Raw genomic sequence first — 21049 nt, 5'->3', positions numbered from 1 at the left:
CGCCGAGACCAGCTCGCGGTCGGTCAGACCCATGGGCTTGATGCCCGCGCTCCCGGTGCGGCGACGGCCGGGTCGGCGCGTCCGGCGCACCGCCCGCGGCGCCGTCTCCTCGGGCCGGTCCGGGTGGCTCGGTCCCCAGCGGGCTGCGCCCGCGCTCCCGGTGTGGCAGCGGCGCTGTCGGCGCTTCCGGCGCGGTGGAGCCCGGCGCACCGCCGGCGGCGACCGGCGGCAGCACAGCCGTGGAGCCGGACCCGCCCGCTCCGCCCGGGCCACTCGCCGGTCCGCCCGGGCCTCCGTCCGCCCCCGCCGGCTCCCGCACCGACACCACAGCGGCGAACAGCCCGATCAGCGCGAGCAGTTGAGCGACCGGGCCGAACGCGCCCGCTGCCGACCCCACCGGCTCCCCGGCCCCGGTCGCGGCGGCGACGCCCGCCCCCGCCAGCGCCACCAGCGCGATCGGCACCAGCAGCGCATGCCGTCGCCACGCCACCGCCGCCAGCACCGGCACCAGCAGCGCGAACCACCCGGCGACCAACACGCCCACCACCGTCAGGGCCACGGTGCCGAGCCACAGCCCCGGCAGCGGCGGCACCGGCTGCGGCGCGTCGGGATTCGGAGCCCGTCGCCGCCACAGCACCAGCCCGGCCAGCAGCACGACCGCCACCGCGCCGCCGATCAGACCGGCCTCGTACATCACCGCCGGCTCGTACGACAGCTCGACCGTGCCGCCCGATCCCGCCGGGATCCGCCAGCCCTGCTGCCAGCCGTCCAGCCGTACCGGCGTCAGTTCCTCGCCGTTCAGCGTGGCACGCCAGCCGTCGTTGAAGTTCTCGTACGTCGTCAGGTAGCTCGCCGCCCCCGACCCGACGGTCACCGCGCGCCGGTCGCCGAGCCAGTCCCGTATCCCCAGCTCACGCCCCGCGGCCGCGGCCTCCGCGACCGTGCCGCGTGTCAGCGTCACGTCGGTCAGCGCGAGCGGCCCGGCGTCCCCGGCCTCGACCCGGTGCCCACCGGCCGGCAGCTCCAACTCCTCGTCCGCGCGCCCTTGCTGACAGAGCGTCACGTCCACTTGGCGTCGCTCCACCAGGTCCCGTACGGTGCCCCGCACGCTCGTCCGGTACAGGTCGCCGTCCACCGCGAGCACCGGCCCCTCCCCGCACGGCAGCGAGAAGGTCCGGGAAGCCCTCGGCTGCGGGGTCCGGTACTCGTCGAGGGCCGGGATGTAGGTCTCCGTCAGGCCGACCGGCAGGCGCAGGTCCTCGTCCACCATCGGGTTGTAGAGGGTCAGCGGGGCCGTCCGGGTGATCGTGATGTCCAGCCGGTCGGTGGTGATGGGCGGGAAGCGGACCCAGCCGTTCTCATCGACCCCGGCGATCACCGCACCGTCCGGCGAGCTGATGTGCACCTCCGTCGGCCGCGTGGCGAGGCCACCCGCCGGCGCCAGCACGATCTCTCCCACCGCCTGCTTCCCGGGCCAGCGCAGATGGATCGTCGGTCGGTCTCCCGCGATCCACGCCGTGGTCAGGTCGCCGTCGGTGAGGTTGCGCGGCGACAGCCCCGCCCCGAGCCGTGCCGTGGAGTCGGCGGTGGCGACGATCCGGTTCCGCTGGTCCGGCGCCACCTCGTACAGCAGCTTGTCCAGCTCCTCGCCCGCCACCGGGACCGCGCTCGCCCGTACCTCGTACGTCCCCGGGGCGGACGTCGTGAAGCGCCGGTGCAGGCCGGCCTCGGTGCCCGTCGCCGACAGCCCGGTGGGGTCGGCCGTACGGGACAGGGAGACGATCTCGGCGGCGGCCGAGGAGTCCTCGGCGTCGGTGGGCAGCCGCAGCAGCCGGGTCACCCGTACGTCCGGCAGGTCGATCTCGGAGAAGCCGGCCCCGGTCAGACCCGGCCGCCGGGACGCCGAGTCCGTGATCGTCAGCTTCATCCAACGCGTCGCGCCCGCCGGCGCCTTGACCGTCTGCGTCGAGCCGTCCGGGCGCAGGAAGCTGCTCACCGACCCCTTCTCCGTCTCCACCCGCACCCGCGTCGCCGCCTCCCGCACGCCCTCCTGCGGCAGCGGCGTCACCTTGAACGACGAGGGCATGGCGTACGAGCCGCCCGCGAAGGCGATCCGCAGCCACTGCCCGTCCGGCGACCCTCCCGAGCCCTCGGTCCAGGCCGTGTCCGGGTTGCCGTCGAAGGCGTTCACCGGGTCGAACTGCGGGAGATGGAACAGCCAGCTGCCGTACGAGGACGCCGTCACCGACCGCGCCCCGCGCAGCTCCGCCACCGTCTGGTGGTCGAGCCCCGTGGTCGGGAGGATCTGGTGCGGCGTCTCACCCGCGTCCTGCGCGGCGTCGGGCGCGTTGCGCTCGTCGCGGGTGTACGTGTACGACGTGTTGGCGTTGACGAGCCCGAACCGGGTGTCCGCGCGTCGCAGCCCGTCCCCGACCACCTGCACCGGCGGTGAGCCGAGCCCGGGATGGTTGTCGCCGGTGAGCACGCTCGCCCGCCCGCGCAGCCGGGAGGCCAGCGGCAGCAGCGCCTCCGGGCCGCCGGACACCACGGCGGTGTCGGCGACCGGCTGGAGCCCGGCCTGGTGCGGGCGCGGCACCTCCTCGCCGGCCGGCTTGTAGATCTCCACCGCCCGCTGCCGCGGATACAGCCCCTCCACCTGGAGCGGGGTGCCCGGGGCTATCTTCCCGCCGGTCATGACCGGCCCGAGGCCCGTCACCCGCTCGTACCCGGACTGTTCGAGGGTCCGCTTCACGGTCGTCGTGGGGACATGGCCGATCTGGTCGGGGTCGAGGTCGTTGCGGACGACCACGTAGTAGACGCCGGCCCGGCTCAAGTAGTCGGCCAGTCCCGGCACTTGGCCGCCGGTCATCAGCGCCTGCTCGACGGCGTCCATCGCGCGCCGGTTGCCGGGGGTGCCGAAGGGGACGTAGTCCCGCTGGGCCCAGCGGGAGTCGGCGACGACATCGAGGGGCTGGTCGATGGTGGAGCCCCAGGTGTGGACGCCGTGCGCGGTCGCCGGGACGACGAGGACGCGGGCGTCGGGGGAGTACTTCTCCATCCAGTCGGCCGTGGCCTGCCAGTACTTCGGGATCTCCTTGAAGGAGCCGGGGTTGAGGATCGAGCCGTTGAGGTACGGCCACATCAGCCCCGGCAGCACCAGCACGGCCGCGATCAGCGCCGCGAACCGCCGCCCCGGCACCGGCCGCGCCCCGCGCGCCTCGGCGGCCACGCCCACCAGATGGGCGAGCCCCAGCACCAGCGCCAGGGCGAGCCCCGTCTGGAACTTGTAGATGTTCCGGAAGGGCACGATCCAGCCGTCCAGCCAGTCCTGCACGACCCCGTGGAAGGGCGCCCCGAGCGCTCCGCCGTACCCCGCGAGCAGGATCAGCGCCACCGTCACCACGGTCAGCACCAGCCACCGCCGCTCCGGCATGTCCCGCCGGGCCAGCCCCGCGAGGCCCAGCCCGGCCGCGAGCGCCGAGCAGACGATCACGACCACCGCCGAGGCGACGGTCCAGCCGGCCGGGAGCCATGCCTCCCCGAAGTGCAGATAGGCGACCCAGTTCCCGGCACCGCGCAGCGCCTCCGTCGCCGACATGGTCTCGGTCGTGGTCCGTGAACTCTCCACGTAGGGAAGGAAGTTCTCCCCGTACGTCCCCAGCAGCAGCAGCGGCACCACCCACCAGGCGGTCGCCAGGATCACGCCCGGCACCCACCACCCGATCAGCTTCCGCTGCCGTGGCCCGGGCGGCCGGGACAGCAGATACAGCCCGACGGGCAGCAGCGAGGCCAGCGTCGAGGCCGCGTTGACGCCGCCCATGAACGGGATGATCAGCGCCGAGCGCAGCGCGGCCACGCGGGCCGTGTACCGCTCGTCGGTCAGCGGCAGCAGCACCCACGGCAGGAACGCGCCCGGCAGCGCGGCCGCCGACGTGGACCCGACGACGGTGGTGAACACGGGCCACAGCGCATACGCCACGGCCGCCACCAGCCGCGACCCCCCGCTGCCCACCCGCAGCCGCTCGGCCAGCCGCAGCGCACCCCAGAAGGCCACCGACACGATCAGCGACAGCCACAGCCGCTCCGCCAGCCACACCGGCAGCCGTACGGCGTCGGCCAGCCAGTAGAACGGCAGCATCGGCCACAGATAGCCCGCGTACTGGTTCTGGATCCCGCCGAAACTGCCCTCGTCGTGCCACAACTGGCCCAGGTCGGCAAGGAACTGCCCCGGATCGACGGTCACACCCAGCTTGGTGTCGAACGTCTGCCGCCCCGGCCGCACCGCCAGCAACAGCACGAACACCACGGCCCAGAACCCCAGCAGCAGGCGCCGCGAACGCGGGCCCTCCGGCGGACCCGGGGCGGGCGCCGGGGTGGGCACGGCTGCCGGGGGAGGAGCCTGGACCGTGGTCGTCGTCATGGTGGACACCGCCGGAGGATGAGGAGGAGGTTCCAGGTGGCGAACTCGCGCAGACCGGGCACCTTGACGACGGTCTCCGCGAGGAAGGGCCAGTAGCGGGAGCGCGCGCTGACGATCTCGACGTCGTCGCGGGCGCGGACCTGCCGCAGGGTGGCGCCGATGTGCACGGCGAACAGGTTCTCGCCGAGGGTGTGCTTGGCGGCCCGCCCGGTACGCCGCCGGTAGCGGGCGCGGGCCCGCTCGGCGCCGAGGTAGTGCCAGGGGGCCCACTCATGACCGCCCCAGGGGGACAGCCAGTTGGTGAACGACACGTAGATCAGCCCACCGGGCCGGGTCACCCGCGCCAGCTCACTCAGGAACGTCTGCGGATCGGCCACATGCTCCAGCACGTTGGAGGAGAAGGTGACGTCCGCGACCCCGTCGCGCAGGGGCAGCAGATACCCGTCGGCGACCACGGCCGCCTCGGGCGGCTTCTCGCCGAGTTCGTCCATGTCCGGCTCGAAGAGACAGGCGTGCGCGCCGCGTCGCCGGAACTCCTCGGTGAAGTACCCACTACCACCGCCGACGTCGACCACGGTACGCCCGGCGACGGGACCGTCGTAGGCCTCGACCTGGTCGGCGGCATCGCGGGCGAGGAGCGAGTAGCAGGAGTCGGGGTCGTCCTGTTCATGCATGAAGGCACGGAAGAGAGCCAGCGACCGCCGAAACGAGGGGTCCTTTATGGCTCCGGGTGCGGATATGCCCCTAAAGGGGCGCGGGGCTGTCCTCGATGTGCGGCTACCGCCGCGTGGGCGCGACCAGCCACGACGAACCGACACTCGCGAGACGGCGTCACCCCTACGGCGAATAGGCGTCATACCGCGCCCCTCACCGCCTCCGAGGCCACCGCCCGGAACTGCCGTACCGTCCGATCCCAGCGGTAGTGCGCCGCCCGATCCCGCGCGGCCTTCCCCATCAGCTCCCGCCGATGCCCGGACAACGCGAGCGTGCACCAGGCGGCGGCGAAGGACGACTCACCGGAGGCGAGCACCCCGGTCTCCCCGTCCACGACGGAGTCCCGCAGTCCAGGCACGTCGAAGGCGATGGTCGGCGTCTCCCGCGTGGCGGCCTCGGTGACGACGAGACCCCATCCCTCCACGGCCGAGGGATGCAGCAGCAACCAGGCCGCACACAGCAGCCGATGCTTCTCCGCCTCCGAGACATGACCGACGAACTCGACGTCGGGACCGGCGAGTTGCTCAAGCCGTCCCCGCTCGGGCCCGCCCCCGACGATGACCAGCCGCCCACCGGTCACGGGCCGCACCCGCTCCCAGAGCCGCAGCAGCAGATCGATCCGCTTGTACTCGACGAGCCGTCCGACGGCCACGAACAACGGCTCGGGCGAGCGGTCACCCAAGGGCCCCGGCTCCTCGACCCCGTTGTGCACCACGCGGATGCGATCCCGCTCGACCCCGATCGCCCGCAGCGCGTGCGCCGTGGACGGCGACACGGCGACCAGCAGACTCCGATGCTGCGCACCGGTCAGCGCCCACTGCTCAAGTCTTCGGCCGAGCCGCGCCGCAGGCGCCAGCGGCCCGCCGAACCGCATCTTCCACAGATCGGTGTGCACATGGTTGACCAGGCAGAGCGTCGGCCCGCGATGCCACAGGGGCGCGAAATACGGCATCCCGTTGCAGACCTCGACCAGCAGGTCGCAGTCGCCGACCTGACGGGCGAAGGCGGATCTGGCGCGCAGGTAGTGGCTGTAGGAGCCGCCGGCGGACACGACCCGGTAGTCGCGGTAGGCCGCCGGACCACCGCACAGCAGCGTGACCTGGTGGCCGAGTCTCGTCAGGCCCTCGGCGAGTCGGTCGACCAGCAGCTCGGAGCCGCCGGCGGACCGGTTGCCCAGGTCACGATGGGCGAGAAAAACGATTCGGCGCGGATGTGGGGGGAGCGCCGGGGGGTGCTGCTGCGACACCCAGGGGAGGGTGGTGCGCAGCGGGGAGGGCACGTGCTGGGGCATGGGTGCTCCAACTCGTCTCAGGGTGCGGAACTCAGCGTGGGGGAGGGGTTTGGGTTCCTGTGGGGGGATTTCAGGGGTCTTCAATCTCTTACGGTCGTCTTGCGAGGGGTGTGGACAGGCTGTGTCCGGGTGGGGTTGGACAGTTTTCGCCCAGCCGTTCGCCAGGGCTACTCACCGGCGTGACAATTTCCGGCTTTATTAGAGCTGACGTCACGTCACATTGTGAGCGAGGGCTGGGGCATCTCCACCGCACCGGGAGATTCCGGCCGCTTTCGCCCTCGTACCACCAAAGCGCCACCCACCGCCGCGAGTACGAATCCCGCCACAGCCGCTCCGACAGGCGCCGTCCGGCTCACCGTACGCAGCAGACCGCTGTCCCGCTTCGCCTGCCGCACGGCCTCCTTCTGCGTGGCCGTGGTGAACGCGATCTTCTCGCTGTCCAGCAGCACCGCCGCGTCCTTCTCGCCGCCGGGCGCCCGCAGCGTGCGCCGCGGACCGGTCTGCGCGTAGATCACCCGGCCGGTGCGCTGGTCCACGACCAGCTTGAAGCCGTGGTTGGAGTACCACTCCTCGGCCAGCACCTGCGGCCGGTCCGGCTCGTCGACGAGGCGTCCGGGGACGAGCCGGGTGCCGACCTTGCGGGGCGCGACCGCGCCGGTGAACCGGTATCCCGTGTACCCCTGGACCTTCTCGGTGCCGCCGTACCGCAGGGTGATCGTCGTGCCGCCGGTGTTGTCCCACCACTGGTAGGAGCGCTTCTGCACGTCGAACGGGAACTTCAGATACGCCTCGCCCTCGATGTACGGGCTCTCCTCGCAGCAGTGCACCGGCCTGGTGGTCTTCCGGTCCATCACCCAGCGGTGCGGGGTGAAGTCCAGCGCGTCGTGCGGGTCGGCGGCCGGCAGCGACTTGTCGGTGTCGACGGTCGTGATCACGTCCCAGACGGCGTTGCCGCTGCGTTCACTTTCGGCCACATTGCCGCGCACCCGCTGGGTGACGGTGATCTTCTGGTCCGGCACGGTCTCGATCCTGTCGGTGTCGAAGACGCTGCCGGTGCCGGTGTAGACGGCGGTGGTGTCGATGTCGATGGGGTTCACGGCGGCACGCGGGGCCACGTACCAGGCGAGCATGGGCGCCAGTACCAGCAAAAACGTGCCGAGGCCCAGCAGGATCAACGAGAGAGGTGAGGCTGTACGGCGCATCCGGCACTCCTGGGGGGTTGACGCGTGGTCGATGCACACTCGGTGCACGGTCGTTGCCTGGCCGTTCTTGGGCCGGGAACCGTAGGCGTCCCTTGACGGAGTGTCAACGTCTTGACGGGTTGTCACGGCTTGTCGAGACTGGGGCCGACAGGCAGGGGACGGGATCAGGCTGGCGCCACCGGGGTGGGGATGAACCTCCGGGACCTCCGGGACCACCGGACAGAGAGGCTGACCCTGCGATGCCCAGACTGCTCGCCGCCGCGCTGACCGTCGTGCTCGCCGCCGTACTCGCGGTGGGTGCCGCGCTCGGCGTCGTCGCGCTGCTGGAAGCGACGCCCGACCAGCCGAACACACCCTTGATCACGTACGAGCAGGCGGGCCAGGGGAGTTGACCGTGACCGCGACCCGCTCCACGGCCTCCGCCGCCACGGCCTCCCCCACCCGCTCGGCCTGGCGCGACGTACCCCGCTTCCAGGTGCGCCGTTTCGCGGAGCTGGCCATGGCGGACGCCCCCGCCCTGGCCGAGGAGATCCTGCGCGAGATCCAGCGCGAGTACCCGCATCTGCCCGTCGTCCTCGACGAGTCGGGCGAGCCGATGGCCCTGGTCGGCATCCGGCGCGCGATCGAGGTCTTCGTCCAGCACCTGGAGACCTCGGAGGGCCGGCCGACCGTCCCGCCCGGCGTCTTCCAGGAGTTCGGCCGCGGCGAGGGCCTCAACGGACGCTCCCTGGACTCCCTCCAGGCGATCTACCGGCTGGGCGTACGGCTGGCCTGGCGCCGTTTCGCCGAGATCGGCCAGCGCGTCGACATACCGCCGCCCGCGATGTACGAGCTGGTGGACGCGGGGTACGAGTACCTGGACGGCCTGGTCGACCAGTCGGTGCGCGGCTACGCGGAGGCGGCCGCACGCCAGGCCGGCGAGCGGTTGCGCCTCCAACGCCGCCTGATGGAACTGCTGTTGGCCGAGCACCACCGGGGCGACCCGGCGGACGCCCTGACCGAGCGGGCGGCCCGGATCGGCTGGCCGCTGCCCGAGAAGGTCGCGGTGGGCGTGCTGCTGCGACCGGCGCGGGAGGCGATGGCGCCCGCGGTCGGGCAGGGCGTGCTGCTCGACATGGAGTACGAGCAGCCCCGCATGGTCGTCCCCGAGCCGGACGCCGCCGGCCGCCCCGAACTGCTGCACCGGGCGCTGACCGGCTGGTCCGGGGCGATCGGTCCGCCGGTCCCCCTCTCCGACGCGGCGAAGTCGCTGCGCTGGGCCGAGGCCGCCGTACGGCTGATGGAACGGCGGCTGCTGCCGACCGGCGACGTCCTGCACTGCACCGAGCACACCGAGGCGCTGGTGCTCCTGCAACCCGAGGAGCTGATCGACGACCTGGCACTGCGCTGCCTGGCGCCCTTGGCGCACTGCGGGCCCACGCACGGCCGGCGGCTCGCGGAGACGTTGCTGGCGTGGCTGGAGACCAGGGGCGGCGCCCCGGAGGTGGCGGCCCGCCTGGGGGTCCATCCCCAGACGGTCCGCTATCGGCTGCGCCAGATCCGGGAGCTGTGGGGCGACGAGATGGACGACCCGGACCGGCGGTTCGAGCTGGAACTGGTGCTGCGGGCACAGAGGTTGAGGGGGGAACTGGGGGAGCCGCCCCGATAGCCGTGGAAAGAGGCCGGGGCGGGTCAGACGGCCTCGGGGGCGCGCGCGGCGCGCGTCGGCCTGCGGGAGTCCGGGGCGGCACGCAGGCGGCGGCCGCGCCGGGTCGGGCCCCAGGGCTTGAGGATCGAGATCACCGTCATGAAGACGTACGCGGACAGCGACACGATCGGCCCGAACAGGACGTCCCCGGCGTCGGGCAGGGGGCCGCCCGCGGCGACGGCGGTGACAGCGGCGTTCACACCGGGGCGCAGGGCGAAGACGGTGGCGGTGGCCGTCGCGAGGGTCACCCAGAACTTGACGTAGACCCACCGGTGCCGCGCCAGCCCCCACTGCGTGCCCAGCGCCAGCACGAGCCCGCTGACCAGCGTGAGGAACGCGACGGGCAGCAGCAGCCAGTCGGCGAACAGCTTCATGGCCCGCACGGACGCCTCCACGGTCACCGCGGACCCGGTGCCGGCCGCGGTGATCCCGAGCGCGAGCAGCCCGAGCGTGAGCCCGAGCCAGCTCGCGGAGGCGACGACATGGACGACGAGCCAGACCCGGCGTGCGGACCGGCGCAGTTTCCTGGAGGACGTGGAAGGCGACGTGGAAGGCGACGTGGAAGGCATGGACCACACCGTGCCGTGCCGGTCCGCCGACGACGTCTGACGGCGGGAGTAACCACGCGTACTGGCTTCGGAGTACCCGGCGTGCCCCGGCCGTGCCCCTGCCGTGCCCGGGTCCTCCCGGGGGAAGCCTCGCGGCTGAGCTTTTGATCGGCTGCCGCAGGCCCATTGCCGGGGTAAACGGAATTTGAGTAGCCTGTGTTCGTTATCCCGATCGGCTGTTGAAATTTCGAACGCAGCCTCACTGACATCCAAGGGAGGGGGCCGGACCGTGGGACGCCTCGTACCAGCCGTGACCCGGGCTCTCGACATCCTCGAGCTCTTCCTCGACGGGGACGGCACACTCTCCGCCCCGGACATCGTGCGCAAGCTCCAGTTGCCGCGCACCACCGTGCACGAGCTGGTCACCACGCTCGCCGCTCGGTCGTACATCGTCCAGGTACCGGGTCAGCCCGGACGGTACCGCCTCGGTGTGCGGCCGTACCAGCTCGGCAGCCGGTACGCCGAGCAGCTCGACCTCGCGGCCGAGGGGCAGCAGGTCGCCCGGTCCGTCGCCGAGACCTGCGACGAGACCGTGCACGTGGCGATCCTGGAGGGCACGGACGTCATCTACATCGCCAAGGTGGACTCGACGCACGCGGTGCGGATGGTGTCCGCCGCCGGGCGCCGGCTCCCCGCGCACTGCACCTCCGTCGGCAAGATGCTGCTGGCCTCCCTTCCGGAGCACGAGCTCACCGCCCGTCTCCCCGACACGGTCGAGCTCGTCGCCATGACTCCGAACAGCATCACCGAGCCCGACGCCCTGCGCGAGGCCCTCGCCGAGATCCGGGAGCGGGGGATCGCCGTCGAGAGCCGGGAGTCCAACCCGGACGTGTCGTGCGTGGCCGCGCCGGTGCGGGACCGTACCGGGCAGGTCGTCGCCGCCCTGTCCATCTCCGTCCCCATGATCCGCTGGAGCGACGACCGGCGTGCCGAGCTTGAGCAGCTCGCCGCCAAGGGCGCCGCGGAGCTGTCGGAGCGTCTCGGCCACCGGAGCGTGGCATGACGGCGACGACGTACGAGGTGGCCGTCCGGGCCGAGGCGGAGCTCGGTGAGGGGCCCACCTGGGACCCGTACAGCGGCCGGCTGATCTGGATCGACATCCTGCGGTCCCGCATCCACGGCTACGACCCCGTCTCCGGGCGGCGCACGGTCCGTACGACGCACCAGCACATCGGCGCCGTCAAGCCACGCGTCGGCGGCGGCCTCGTCCTCAACCTCCGGGACGGCGTCGGCCTGCTCGACCCGGACGACTCCTTCCGCTGGCTGCACCACGACCCCGTCCCCGGCCGCCGCGCCAACGACGCCGCCGTCGCCCCCGACGGCTCCCTGTGGGCGGGCACCATGCGCTACGACGAGGCACCGGGCGGCGGCACCCTGTCCCGGCACACCGGGGACGGTTCGGCCGAGGTGGTCCTCGACGACGTGACGGTGAGCAACGGCACGGGCTGGAGCCCGGACGGGCGCCTGATGTACTACATCGACTCGCCGACCCGTCGCGTCGACGTCTTCGACTTCGCGGACGGCCGGGCCGCGAACCGGCGCACGCTGGTCGAGATCGAGGACGGCGCCGGGTTCCCCGACGGTCTCACCGTCGACGCCGAGGGGTGCGTCTGGGTGGCGCTGTGGGAGGGCGCGGCGGTACGTCGCTACACGCCCGACGGTGAGCTGGACCGGGTGATCGCGCTGCCGGTGCCCCGGGTGACGGCGTGCGCGTTCGCCGGGCCCGACCTGACCGACCTGTACATCACGACGGCCCGCGTGGGGCTCGCGTCGCCGCCTGCGCTGGCGGGGTCGTTGTTCGTGGTGCCGGGCGCGGGGAAGGGGCTGGCGCAACCGGCGTTCGCCGGCTGACGCACCTCGGCCGCGGGCGTCGCGCCTACCGCAGCCCCGCCGCCTTCAGCTCCTCCGCGGTCAGCGGCGGCCCGCTCAACGCCGGCTTGAGCGGGCCGACCACGGCGGCCAGCAGCACGGACGGGGCCAGCAGCGCCCCGGCCCCGCGCTCCAGGGACGTCACGTCCGTGACGCGCCGGGCGATGCGCCCGTTGCCGGTGGCGGTGTGCATCAGCCGGTCGACGTACGCGGCCACCATCCGGTCACGCAGGGTGGGTCCGCTCTCGGTCGCCCCGGGGTAGAACACGTCCATCCCCAGGGCCAGGTCCCACGCCGCCGACGCCGGCCGCGCCACCGCCCGCTGGATCCGCCGGGCCAGACCGGGCGTACCCCAGCCGTGCCGCCGTACCGCGTCCCGCAGGGCGAGAGCGCCCTGGGCCGCGACCGACATACCGTGCCCGTAGATCGGGTTGAGCGCGCACAGGGCGTCGCCGAGCACGGCGAAGTTCTCCGGCCAGGCCGGCATCCGCTCGTAGTAGTGGCGCCGGTTGGCCGTGGTCCGGGTGTACGCCACGTCGGTCAACGGCTCGGCGTGCGCGAGCAGTTCGGCGATGACGGGATGCCGCAGCTCCTCGCGGGCGTAGCGCAGGAAGTCCGCGGCCTCGACGGACGGTTCACCGCCCCGTGACCCGAAGATCGTGACGATCCACCGTCCGTCCTCGACGGGCAGCAGCACCCCGCCGCACCCGGGCTTCCCGGCGCGCGGATCCGGCTGGACGTTGACGACCGGGAACCCCTCCCGCGCCGCCTCGGGCGCCCGGAACACCCGGCTCGCGTACGCCACTCCGGAGTCGACCTGGCGCTGCTCGACCGACGGCAGCCCGAGGCCGGTCAGCCAGCGTGCCGCACGCGAACCACGTCCGGTGGCGTCGACGACCAGGCCGGCCGGCACGATCCGTTCGGCCGAGTCGTGGGGCCGGATCCGTACGCCCGTCACGGCCGCGCCCGTGCCGACCGGCCCGAGCACCTCGGCCCTCTCGACCAGCTCGACGCGCTCGTCGGCGAGGACGGCCGCCCGTACGGTCGCGTCCAGCAGGTCCCGGCCGCACAGCAGCATGTGGTGCGACTCGGCCCACCGCCGGTACCAGCCGTACGGCGACAGCGCCACCATGTCCGTGGTCACCGGCAGTCGGTGCGCCCCCGACTCCCGCAGCCGTCCGACGACGCCCGGCAGCAGCTCCTCCAGGGCGTGCGCCCCGCCCGACCACAGCTGGTGGACGTGCCGGGCCTGCGGCAGGCCCTTGCGGGGCTCGGGCCCGGTCGGCAGTACGTCGCGTTCCACCACGGTGACGTGGTCGGTGACGTCGGCGAGCGCGCGGGCGGCGAGCATGCCGGCGAGGGAGCCGCCGAGGACGACGGCGGTCGTGGGGCGTTCAGTCATGTACGGGCACGTTCTGTGCTGGGGCGGCCGTGCGGGCACGGACCGCCTCGATGTCGTCGGGGTGGCGCAGGGCTTGGGAGACGGCCCCGATCTCCTGGAGGAGGTCGGTGGTGTCGGGACCGCCGCCGCCGTCCCCGTCCGGGGCCCGGCTCTTGCGGTCGACGGCGTCCTGGATGGTCACGGCGGCGGCGAGCGCCTTCGCCCGGGCGGGCGCGAAGCCGAGGGCGAGCGCGGCGTCGTACGACCGCCCGCGCAGGTCCTCGTCGATGTGCCGGGCCAGCGACAGCAGGACGTCGCGGATGAAGGTCTCGCGGCGGATCAGCCGCAGCTCCGGGGTGGCGCGCAGGACGGACCGCACGCCGGAGCCGTTGACGGACCGCATCAGCAGGTACAGCGGCCGCAGTTCGTTGTGGGCGAGGCGGACCCGCCAGCGGTCGTGCAGGTACTGGCCGGCGTGCGGGAGGATGAAGCCCACCGCGATGAGGATGGCGGACAGACAGGCGACCGGCGGCGCGAGGTCGGTGCTGAGCCAGTCCAGGTCGTTGCCGGTCCAGCGGGCCGCGACGGCGGTCAGCTTGGCCGCGTCGAAGATGAGGTTGAGGGCGTAGCCGACGCCCAGGCACACCAGTCCCCAGCGCAGCCAGGCGTCGAGTCCGTCGGTGCGCACCCAGTTCCAGATCAGCCGGGACGTGATGAGTACGGCCGTGCAGTGCGCGAGGAGATAGAGCAGGGTCTCCTCGCGCATGAACGGCGTGTTGGCGTAGTAGGTGTCCAGGTCCCGCACCCGTTCCACGGGCGCGTCCGCGAGGGCGAACAGCACCCACAGCGCGACGATCACACCCGAGTACGCGCAGATGACGAGGCGCATGGCGCGGCGGGTCTCGGCGCTGCGGTCGGACAGGCCGTTGCGCCAGGCGATGATCAGCAGCAGACAGGAGCCGCAGAACGCGGTGAGCAGGGAGTACACCAGGGGCGCCGCGATGTTGGGCACACCGGTGACGCGGTTGACCCAGGCGATCGTCGCCGGGGCCGCGAAGACGAACACGGAACAGGCGAGCAGCAGCAGACCGCCGACCGCGCGCAGCAGTGGGTCCCGCCACAGCCGGATGATGGTGGGCAGTTTGATCGCCAGGGCGGCGGTCAGCACGACGGTCGGGATCCAGAACGAGATGTACACCTCGCCGAGCAGCCCCGACGGATCCAGCGCCAGCCGGGTCACCGCACCGTCCTCCCGCTCCCGCGATACCCCAACGACCGCTGCACCGGCCCGAGCGGCGCGTCGCCGCCCTGCCCCGACAGCAGCGGCCGGAACGCGGCGGCCAGCCGGTGCCCGAAGTCGTCGGCCTCGGCCTCGTCCCGCTCGCGGGAACCGTCGCGGGCGGCCACCGTGAGGGCGAGGTCGTCCCAGCCGGGCCGGCCGGCGAGGGCGTGCGCGGCCGCCGCGCCGGCCGTGTGGTGATGGCCGTGCCCGGCGTGCAGATGCCACAACTCATGGCCGAGGATGACCAGTTGCTGCACCGCCTCGGCCCGCTCCTCGACGATGACCAGGTCGAAGTCCTGGAACTCCACCCACAGCCCGGTCACTTCGATCTCGTCGGGGAACCGCTCGAAGCGCAGTTCCACGGGCCGTCCGCCGCGCCGCGCGCTCATCTCCTCGCACAGCGCGTGGCAGATCTCGCGCACGTCGGCCGGGGGGCGCGGTCTGGCCCGCAGGGCGGCGCTCAGATCGGAGGCCAGGTCGCGCATCGCCGCGGCGCGTGGAGAGCGCCGCAGCCGTAGCACCGAAGCGACCCGGGCCGCCTTCTCGCGCGCGCCCGCGATGTCCATCGCACCCCCTGTTTCCCCCGCCGGTCGGCAGGCTGTTCGAGCCTACGCGGCCCGGTGTGTTCGCGTCATGCGATACGGCGCCCGTCGTTCAAGCGGGAACGACCGCGACCGCCAGGAATTCGTGCGGAAGGCATTGACGGGAAAGGGCTTCCACCCTACGGTCCCGTTCGAAGTTACGAGCACAATTCGATATCTCGAACAGGTGGGGCAGGGAATGGGACGACCTGGCCTGAATCGCAGGCAACTTCTGGCCACCGCCGGCGGACTGGCGGTGGCCGGCAGCTTCGGCTTCGCCGCCCTGGGCACCGGCGCCGACGCACTGGCCTCCGGCGCGGACACACGCGTGCGGTACTGGAACCTCTTCAGCGGCGGCGACGGCTACAACATGATCGCGATGCTGAACGCCTTCCGTAAGGACCATCCGGACATGGCGGTCAAGGACTCCACCCTCCAGTGGGGCAGCCCCTTCTACACCAAGCTCGCCATGGCCGCCGCGGGCAACCGCGCACCCGACCTCGGCGTCATGCACATGGGCCGCGTCACCGGGTTCTCGCCCGGCCGCCTCCTGGACGCCTGGGACGTCGACCTGCTCGCCAGGTACGGCGTACGCAAGCAGGACTTCAACCCCCAGCTGTGGAACCGCGGCGTCATCGACGGCAAGCTCTACGCCGTCCCGCTCGACAGCCACGTCCAGCTCTGCTTCTACCGCAAGGACGTGCTGAAGAAGGCGGGGCTGCTCGGCGACGACGGCCGGATGGTGCCCGTGACGTCGACCGACGAATGGTTCGACGTGCTCAAGGAGGCCAAGAAGGCCACCAAGAGGGGCCTGCAGACCATCGGCATCTGGAACAGCGACCAGAACTTCCAGTGGTGGTTCTTCGTCGCCTTCTACACCCAGCTCGGCGGCACCTGGTTCAACGACGCCGACACCGAGGTCACCTTCGACACCGACAAGGCCACCCAGGTCCTTGAGTTCCTGCGCCGGCACATCACCGACGGATACGCCATCCCGAGCTTCGGAGGCACCGCGAGCGCCGAACAGTTCGTCAACGGCTCCCCCTTCGTCTGGGAGGGCAACTGGTCCGTGCCGGTCTACGACACCGCGAAGATCGACTACGGCGCGACCCCGCTGCCGCCCGTCTTCGGCAGGCCCGCCACCCACGCCGAGTCGCACGCCTTCGTCCTGCCGCACCAGTCCGACCGCGGCGGCCCCGCCAACGAGGGCGCCCACCAACTCGCCGCCTACATCGTCAGGCACGCCCAGCAGTGGGCGCTCGGCGGCCACATCCCCGCCTACCGGCCGGTCCTGTCCACGGCCGCGTACAAGAAGATGAGCCCGCAGAACGAGTACGTCTCGGCCATGGACCACCAGGCCACCGAGCCGAAGGTGTGGTTCGCCGGGTCCACCGGCATCCTCGCCCAGCGCGTCGGCCCCGTCATCGTCTCCTCCACGATGGGCTCCGCCAAGCCGGAGACCGCCGCCCGCCGGATGCAGAGCGAGCTCACCAGGCTGCTCGCCTCGAAGAACCCCATGGACGGCAAGACCGCCGCGCAGGGAGGTGCGGTCGCATGACCACCAGCGCTCAGACCCTCATCGCCCCCGCGCGAGCGAAGACCGCCGCCGGCACCGCCACCCTCCGCCGCAAGCAGGGCTTCCAGCACGGCGGCTGGTTCGTCGCCCCGTTCCTCACCCTGTTCGCCCTCTTCGTGATCTGGCCGCTGCTGCGCGGCGTCTACCTCAGCTTCACGGACGCCAACATCTCCGGCGACAGCGCGAACTTCGTCGGCCTCGACAACTACCGCGAGGCCCTCGACGACCCGCTGGTGTGGAACACGCTCGGCCACAGCGCCTACTTCACGCTCCTGGTCGTGCCCTGCATCACGGTCCTCGCCTTCTTCCTCGCGATGCTCGCCCACCACATCGAGCGCGGCAAATGGCTGTGGCGGCTGTGCTTCTTCGCCCCGTTCCTGCTGCCGTCGACCGTCGCCGCCAACCTGTGGCAGTGGCTGTTCAACCCCGGCACCGGCATGATCAACCACGTCTTCGGCCTCGACACGCCCTGGCTGACCGACAAGTCGTACGCGATGCTCGCCGTGGTCATCTGCACGCTCTGGTGGACGGTCGGCTTCAGCTTCCTGCTCTACCTCGCCGCACTCCAGGGCATCCCCGACCACCTCTACGAGGCCGCCAAGCTGGACGGCGCGAACGCCTGGCACCGCATGGTCCACATCACCCTGCCGATGCTGCGCACCATCACCGGCCTCGTCATCACCCTCCAGATCCTGGCCTCGCTCCAGGTCTTCGACCAGGCCGTCGTGATGCTGGACTTCATGCCCGGCCCGGAGGAATCGACCCGCACCTTCGTCCAGTACACCCTGGAACAGGGCTTCACCAGCTACCGCGTGGGCTACGCCTCCGCGATCTCCATCATCTTCTTCGTGATCATCGCGTCCGTCGCCGTCGCGCGGATGTGGCTGCTGCGCAAGCGTGAGGAGGGCGTGCGATGACCGCCACACAGGTACAAGCCAACGTACGGGCGAGGAAGCCCTGGACGCCGAGCCAGATCGTCCTCACCCTGCTCGGCACCGCCGTCTCCGTGGTGTTCGTGGCCCCGCTCGCCTGGGCCCTGTTCACCTCCCTCAAGTCCGAGACCGAGGCCGTCGAGGTGCCGACGCACTGGCTGCCGAAGGACTGGACCACCCAGGCGTGGACGGCCATCTTCGACACCGGCAACATCACCAACTGGTTCGTGAACTCCGTCGTCGTCTCCGTCTGCGTCACCGCCGTCGTGCTGCTGGTCAGCGCGCTCGCCGGATACGGCTTCGCCCGCACCGAGTTCCGCGGCAAGAACGCCCTGCTGGGCCTGGTCATGGCCGGCCTGATGGTCTCGCCCGCCGTCCTCGGCGTCCCCCTGTTCACCACCGTCCAGCAGATGGGCATGGTCGACACCTACTGGGGCATGATCCTGCCGCAGTGCGCGCCCGCCGCGATGGTCTACATCCTCTACAAGTTCTTCCAGGGCATCCCGCGCGAGCTGGAGGAGGCCGCCTTCATCGACGGCGCGGGCCGCTGGCGCGTCTTCTTCACCATCGTGCTCCCGCTCTCCCGTCCCTCCCTCGCCGCGGTCGGCATCTTCACCTTCATCGCCTCGTGGAACAACTTCCTGTGGCCGTACATGGTGACCAACAACCCCGACCTGATGACCATGCCGAACGGCATCGCGACCGTCATGAACTCCTACGGCATCCAGTGGGCCCAGCTCATGGCCGGCGGCCTCATGGCGGGCCTGCCGCTGATCATCGTGTTCGTGTTCTTCCAGAGGCAGATCGTGGCGGGCGTCGCCCACACGGGATTGGCGGGACAGTGACCCTGCGCAGAACCCTCACCACCCTGGCGGCGGCCACGCTCCTGGCCCTGCTGCCCCACACGGCACAGGCGGCGGAGACCCACCCCGACCCCCGCCCGATCACCGGCCAGGAGATCATCCACGACCCGACCGTCTCCCGCCTGAAGTCCGGCGGCTACGTCGCCTACTCCACCGGCGGCATCATCGGCGCCCGCCTGTCCGAGGACGGCCGGCACTGGACCGACGCCGGCAACGCCTTCGCCGAGCCCCCGGCCTGGTGGTACGAGTACAACGACAAGGCCGACCCCTGGGCCCCCGACCTCTCCCGGCGCGACGGCCGCTACTGGCTCTACTACGCCGTCTCCTCCTGGGGCAGCAACCACTCCGCGATCGGCGTCGCCACGTCCCGCACGGGCCTGCCCGGCACATGGACCGACCACGGCAAGGTCTTCACCTCGGAGACGACCGACACGTGGAACGCCATCGACCCGGCGATCATCCGCGCCGACGGCAAGCTGTGGATGTCCTTCGGCTCGTACTGGACCGGCATCCGCATGGTCGAGCTGAACCCGAAGACGGGCAAGGCGATCCCCGGCGCCAAGGTCCACCATCTGGCCACCCGCCCCGACGCCCCCTACGCGGTCGAGGGCCCGTACATCGTCAAGCACGGCCGCCACTACTACCTCTTCGCCTCGTACGACACCTGCTGCTCGGGCGTGAACTCGACGTACAAGATCAAGGTCGGCAGGTCGCTGAAGGTCACCGGCCCGTACGTCGACAGCGCCGGCAAGCCGATGCTGGAGGGCGGCGGCGACCTGGTCCTGGAGGGCCACGGCCGCTACATCGGCACGGGCGGCGAGTCGGTCTTCAGGGACAGAGGCAAAGATGTCCTGGCGTACCACTACTACGACGCAGAGGACGAAGGCACCCCCAAGCTGGGGCTGAACACGCTGAGCTGGAACAAGAAGGGCTGGCCGCGTTTGCTCTAGGGGCGCGGGGCTGTATCAACGTGCGGCTCCGCCGCGTGGGCGCGACAAGCCACGAATCACCTGCAGACAAAACGGAACCTCGAAAGGCAAGCATGCACACCGCCCGCTTCACCCTCGACCCCGCCTTCACCGTCGGCGAGGTCAACCCCCGTATCTTCGGCAGCTTCGTGGAACACCTCGGCCGCTGCGTCTACACCGGCATCTTCGAGCCGGACCACCCCACCGCCGACGACAAGGGCCTGCGCCAGGACGTCCTGAACCTCGTCCGCGAGCTCGGCGTCACGGCCGTCCGCTACCCCGGCGGCAACTTCGTCTCCGGGTACAGGTGGGAGGACTCGGTCGGCCCGGTCGAGAACCGCCCTCGCCGCCTCGACCTCGCCTGGCACTCCACCGAGACGAACCGCTTCGGCCTCTCCGAGTACATCGACTTCCTGCGCAAGATCGGCCCCCAGGCCGAGCCGATGATGGCCGTCAACCTGGGCACGCGCGGAGTCGCGGAAGCCCTCGAACTCCAGGAGTACGCCAACCACGCCGAGGGCACCGCCCTGTCCGACCTCCGCGTCTCCCACGGGGACAAGGACCCCTTCGGCATCAAACTCTGGTGCCTCGGCAACGAGATGGACGGCCCCTGGCAGACCGGTCACAAGACGGCGGAGGAGTACGGCCGCGTCGCCGCCGAGACGGCCCGGGCCATGCGCCAGATGGACCCCGGCGTCGAACTCGTCGCCTGCGGTTCCTCCAGCCAGTCCATGCCGACCTTCGCCGAGTGGGAGGCGACGGTCCTGAAGGAGACGTACGACCTGGTCGACCACATCTCCCTGCACGCCTACTACTGGCCCGAGAACGGCGACATCGACTCCTTCCTCGCCTCCGCCGTCGACATGGAGTCCTTCATCGACAACGTCGTCGCGACCGCCGACCACGTGGGCGCCCGGCTCAAGTCGAAGAAGAAGATCAACCTCTCCTTCGACGAGTGGAACGTGTGGTACCTGCCCGAGTGGGAGGCCCGCGCCAAGACCTTCGAGCAGGACGACTGGCCCGAGGCCCCGCGCCTGCTGGAGGACAACTACAGCGTCCTGGACGCCGTCGTCTTCGGCTCGCTCCTCATCGCGCTGCTGCGGCACGCGGACCGCGTCACCGTCGCCTGCCTCGCCCAGCTCGTCAACGTCATCGCCCCGATCATGACCGAGCCGGGCGGCCCGGCCTGGCGTCAGACGACGTTCTTCCCGTTCGCGCAGGCGAGTGAGTACGGCCGCGGCCAGGTCCTGGACGTCCGCGTGGACTCCCCGACCTACGAGACGAAGAAGTTCGGCGAGACCGACCTGCTGCACGCCACCGCCGTGCGCGCCGAGGACGGTACCGTCACCGTCTTCGCGGTCAACCGCAGCCGCACCGAGGCCCTCCCGCTCGAAGTCGCCCTGAACGGCCTCGCCCTCACCCAGGTCGTCGAGCACAGCGCCCTCGCGGACGCCGACCCGGACGCCCGCAACACCCTCGACGACCCCGAGCGGGTCACCCCGCACCCGGTCGAGGGCACGGCGCTGGTGAACGGCCGCCTCACCGCTGTCCTGGAACCGCTGTCCTGGAACGTGATCCGGCTGGGCTGACCGGAGAGATTTTCACAGGGCCCCAAGACCGTGCCGGTCTTGGGGCCCTGCGGTCGTTCAGCCCTCAACTCGCTTGTGAATGGCTG

At 71.6% G+C, this 21049-nt stretch carries 17 protein-coding genes; 9 read left to right on the top strand and 8 right to left on the bottom strand.

Annotation, left to right across the window (positions count from 1 at the left end; genetic code table 11):
- The 4 genes from ABZ078_RS27665 to ABZ078_RS27650 form a co-directional block, all read right to left on the bottom strand.
- The coding region (locus ABZ078_RS27665) for an alpha-(1->3)-arabinofuranosyltransferase family protein (RefSeq protein ID WP_356579538.1) at window positions 1-4420 on the bottom strand (4420 nt) is incomplete at its 3' end.
- Window positions 4417-5238: a class I SAM-dependent methyltransferase gene (locus ABZ078_RS27660; RefSeq protein ID WP_356579536.1), complete on the bottom strand. Its 822-nt coding sequence runs from the start codon at window positions 5236-5238 to the stop codon at window positions 4417-4419. The genes ABZ078_RS27660 and ABZ078_RS27665, both read right to left, overlap by 4 nt.
- A gap of 35 nt (window positions 5239-5273) precedes the next feature.
- The gene (locus tag ABZ078_RS27655; RefSeq protein WP_356579534.1) at window positions 5274-6425 is read right to left on the bottom strand and encodes a glycosyltransferase family 4 protein; all 1152 of its coding nucleotides are present in this window, start codon (window positions 6423-6425) and stop codon (window positions 5274-5276) included.
- 215 nt (window positions 6426-6640) lie between these two features.
- Window positions 6641-7627 carry a DUF3068 domain-containing protein gene (locus tag ABZ078_RS27650; protein ID WP_356579532.1) on the bottom strand — a complete coding sequence of 329 codons (987 nt, stop codon included), beginning with the start codon at window positions 7625-7627 and terminating at the stop codon, window positions 6641-6643.
- 239 nt (window positions 7628-7866) lie between these two features.
- Here ABZ078_RS27650 and ABZ078_RS27645 point away from each other — a divergent pair, with 239 nt between their 5' ends.
- Window positions 7867-8019 (top strand): hypothetical protein, encoded by a 153-nt coding sequence (locus tag ABZ078_RS27645; RefSeq protein WP_199847839.1) that lies wholly within the window; start codon window positions 7867-7869, stop codon window positions 8017-8019.
- A gap of 2 nt (window positions 8020-8021) precedes the next feature.
- Window positions 8022-9275, top strand: coding sequence for a helix-turn-helix domain-containing protein (locus ABZ078_RS27640; RefSeq protein WP_356579530.1), 1254 nt, complete (start codon window positions 8022-8024; stop codon window positions 9273-9275).
- 23 nt (window positions 9276-9298) lie between these two features.
- On the opposite strand, the gene ABZ078_RS27635 is transcribed toward ABZ078_RS27640, so the two are convergent.
- Window positions 9299-9883 (bottom strand): DUF2269 domain-containing protein, encoded by a 585-nt coding sequence (locus tag ABZ078_RS27635; RefSeq protein WP_356579528.1) that lies wholly within the window; start codon window positions 9881-9883, stop codon window positions 9299-9301.
- A 268-nt stretch (window positions 9884-10151) separates the two neighbouring features.
- Here ABZ078_RS27635 and ABZ078_RS27630 point away from each other — a divergent pair, with 268 nt between their 5' ends.
- The gene (locus ABZ078_RS27630; RefSeq protein ID WP_356579526.1) at window positions 10152-10925 is read left to right on the top strand and encodes an IclR family transcriptional regulator; all 774 of its coding nucleotides are present in this window, start codon (window positions 10152-10154) and stop codon (window positions 10923-10925) included.
- The gene (locus tag ABZ078_RS27625) at window positions 10922-11773 is read left to right on the top strand and encodes an SMP-30/gluconolactonase/LRE family protein (protein ID WP_356579524.1); all 852 of its coding nucleotides are present in this window, start codon (window positions 10922-10924) and stop codon (window positions 11771-11773) included. Before ABZ078_RS27630 ends, ABZ078_RS27625 begins: the two co-directional genes overlap by 4 nt.
- Before the next feature lie 25 nt (window positions 11774-11798).
- On the opposite strand, the gene ABZ078_RS27620 is transcribed toward ABZ078_RS27625, so the two are convergent.
- The 3 genes from ABZ078_RS27620 to ABZ078_RS27610 are packed head-to-tail and all read right to left on the bottom strand — an operon-like array spanning window position 11799 to window position 15020.
- Window positions 11799-13193 (bottom strand): FAD-dependent oxidoreductase, encoded by a 1395-nt coding sequence (locus tag ABZ078_RS27620; protein WP_356579522.1) that lies wholly within the window; start codon window positions 13191-13193, stop codon window positions 11799-11801.
- Window positions 13186-14412, bottom strand: a complete 1227-nt coding sequence (locus ABZ078_RS27615) for an MAB_1171c family putative transporter (RefSeq protein ID WP_356579520.1) — start codon at window positions 14410-14412, stop codon at window positions 13186-13188. The genes ABZ078_RS27620 and ABZ078_RS27615 overlap by 8 nt, the downstream gene beginning before the upstream one ends.
- Complete coding sequence (locus ABZ078_RS27610; RefSeq protein ID WP_356579518.1) at window positions 14409-15020, bottom strand: toxin-antitoxin system, toxin component family protein; 612 nt, start codon at window positions 15018-15020, stop codon at window positions 14409-14411. Before ABZ078_RS27610 ends, ABZ078_RS27615 begins: the two co-directional genes overlap by 4 nt.
- A gap of 214 nt (window positions 15021-15234) precedes the next feature.
- On the opposite strand from ABZ078_RS27610, the gene ABZ078_RS27605 reads away from it, so the two are divergent.
- The 5 genes from ABZ078_RS27605 to ABZ078_RS27585 all read left to right on the top strand — a co-directional run bounded on the left by ABZ078_RS27605 (window position 15235) and on the right by ABZ078_RS27585 (window position 20963).
- Window positions 15235-16593, top strand: coding sequence for an extracellular solute-binding protein (locus tag ABZ078_RS27605; RefSeq protein ID WP_356579516.1), 1359 nt, complete (start codon window positions 15235-15237; stop codon window positions 16591-16593).
- On the top strand, window positions 16590-17528 hold the full coding sequence (locus ABZ078_RS27600; RefSeq protein WP_356579514.1) for a sugar ABC transporter permease: 939 nt from the start codon (window positions 16590-16592) through the stop codon (window positions 17526-17528). The genes ABZ078_RS27605 and ABZ078_RS27600 overlap by 4 nt, the downstream gene beginning before the upstream one ends.
- Window positions 17525-18388 (top strand): carbohydrate ABC transporter permease, encoded by an 864-nt coding sequence (locus ABZ078_RS27595; RefSeq protein WP_356579512.1) that lies wholly within the window; start codon window positions 17525-17527, stop codon window positions 18386-18388. The genes ABZ078_RS27600 and ABZ078_RS27595 overlap by 4 nt, the downstream gene beginning before the upstream one ends.
- Window positions 18385-19356, top strand: a complete 972-nt coding sequence (locus ABZ078_RS27590) for an arabinan endo-1,5-alpha-L-arabinosidase (RefSeq protein ID WP_356579510.1) — start codon at window positions 18385-18387, stop codon at window positions 19354-19356. Before ABZ078_RS27595 ends, ABZ078_RS27590 begins: the two co-directional genes overlap by 4 nt.
- Before the next feature lie 92 nt (window positions 19357-19448).
- On the top strand, window positions 19449-20963 hold the full coding sequence (locus tag ABZ078_RS27585) for an alpha-N-arabinofuranosidase (protein WP_356579508.1): 1515 nt from the start codon (window positions 19449-19451) through the stop codon (window positions 20961-20963).
- Window positions 20964-21049: the final 86 nt, after the last annotated feature.

It is taken from the genome of Streptomyces sp. NPDC006385, assembly GCF_040612485.1.
In the GTDB taxonomy this organism is placed as follows: domain Bacteria; phylum Actinomycetota; class Actinomycetes; order Streptomycetales; family Streptomycetaceae; genus Streptomyces.
Note: the sequence above shows the minus strand (reverse complement) of the source record. Positions and strands in the feature narration are given on the sequence as shown.

What these genes read in the sequence shown, in the direction of transcription:
- ABZ078_RS27585 (WP_356579508.1), top strand. Translation starts at nt 19,449, where the DNA reads ATGCACACCGCCCGCTTCACCCTCGACCCCGCCTTCACCGTCGGCGAG.
- ABZ078_RS27655 (WP_356579534.1), bottom strand. Translation starts at nt 6,425, where the DNA reads ATGCCCCAGCACGTGCCCTCCCCGCTGCGCACCACCCTCCCCTGGGTG.
- ABZ078_RS27605 (WP_356579516.1), top strand. Translation starts at nt 15,235, where the DNA reads ATGGGACGACCTGGCCTGAATCGCAGGCAACTTCTGGCCACCGCCGGC.
- ABZ078_RS27645 (WP_199847839.1), top strand. Translation starts at nt 7,867, where the DNA reads ATGCCCAGACTGCTCGCCGCCGCGCTGACCGTCGTGCTCGCCGCCGTA.
- ABZ078_RS27650 (WP_356579532.1), bottom strand. Translation starts at nt 7,627, where the DNA reads ATGCGCCGTACAGCCTCACCTCTCTCGTTGATCCTGCTGGGCCTCGGC.
- ABZ078_RS27600 (WP_356579514.1), top strand. Translation starts at nt 16,590, where the DNA reads ATGACCACCAGCGCTCAGACCCTCATCGCCCCCGCGCGAGCGAAGACC.
- ABZ078_RS27635 (WP_356579528.1), bottom strand. Translation starts at nt 9,883, where the DNA reads ATGCCTTCCACGTCGCCTTCCACGTCGCCTTCCACGTCCTCCAGGAAA.
- ABZ078_RS27595 (WP_356579512.1), top strand. Translation starts at nt 17,525, where the DNA reads ATGACCGCCACACAGGTACAAGCCAACGTACGGGCGAGGAAGCCCTGG.
- ABZ078_RS27625 (WP_356579524.1), top strand. Translation starts at nt 10,922, where the DNA reads ATGACGGCGACGACGTACGAGGTGGCCGTCCGGGCCGAGGCGGAGCTC.
- ABZ078_RS27620 (WP_356579522.1), bottom strand. Translation starts at nt 13,193, where the DNA reads ATGACTGAACGCCCCACGACCGCCGTCGTCCTCGGCGGCTCCCTCGCC.
- ABZ078_RS27610 (WP_356579518.1), bottom strand. Translation starts at nt 15,020, where the DNA reads ATGGACATCGCGGGCGCGCGCGAGAAGGCGGCCCGGGTCGCTTCGGTG.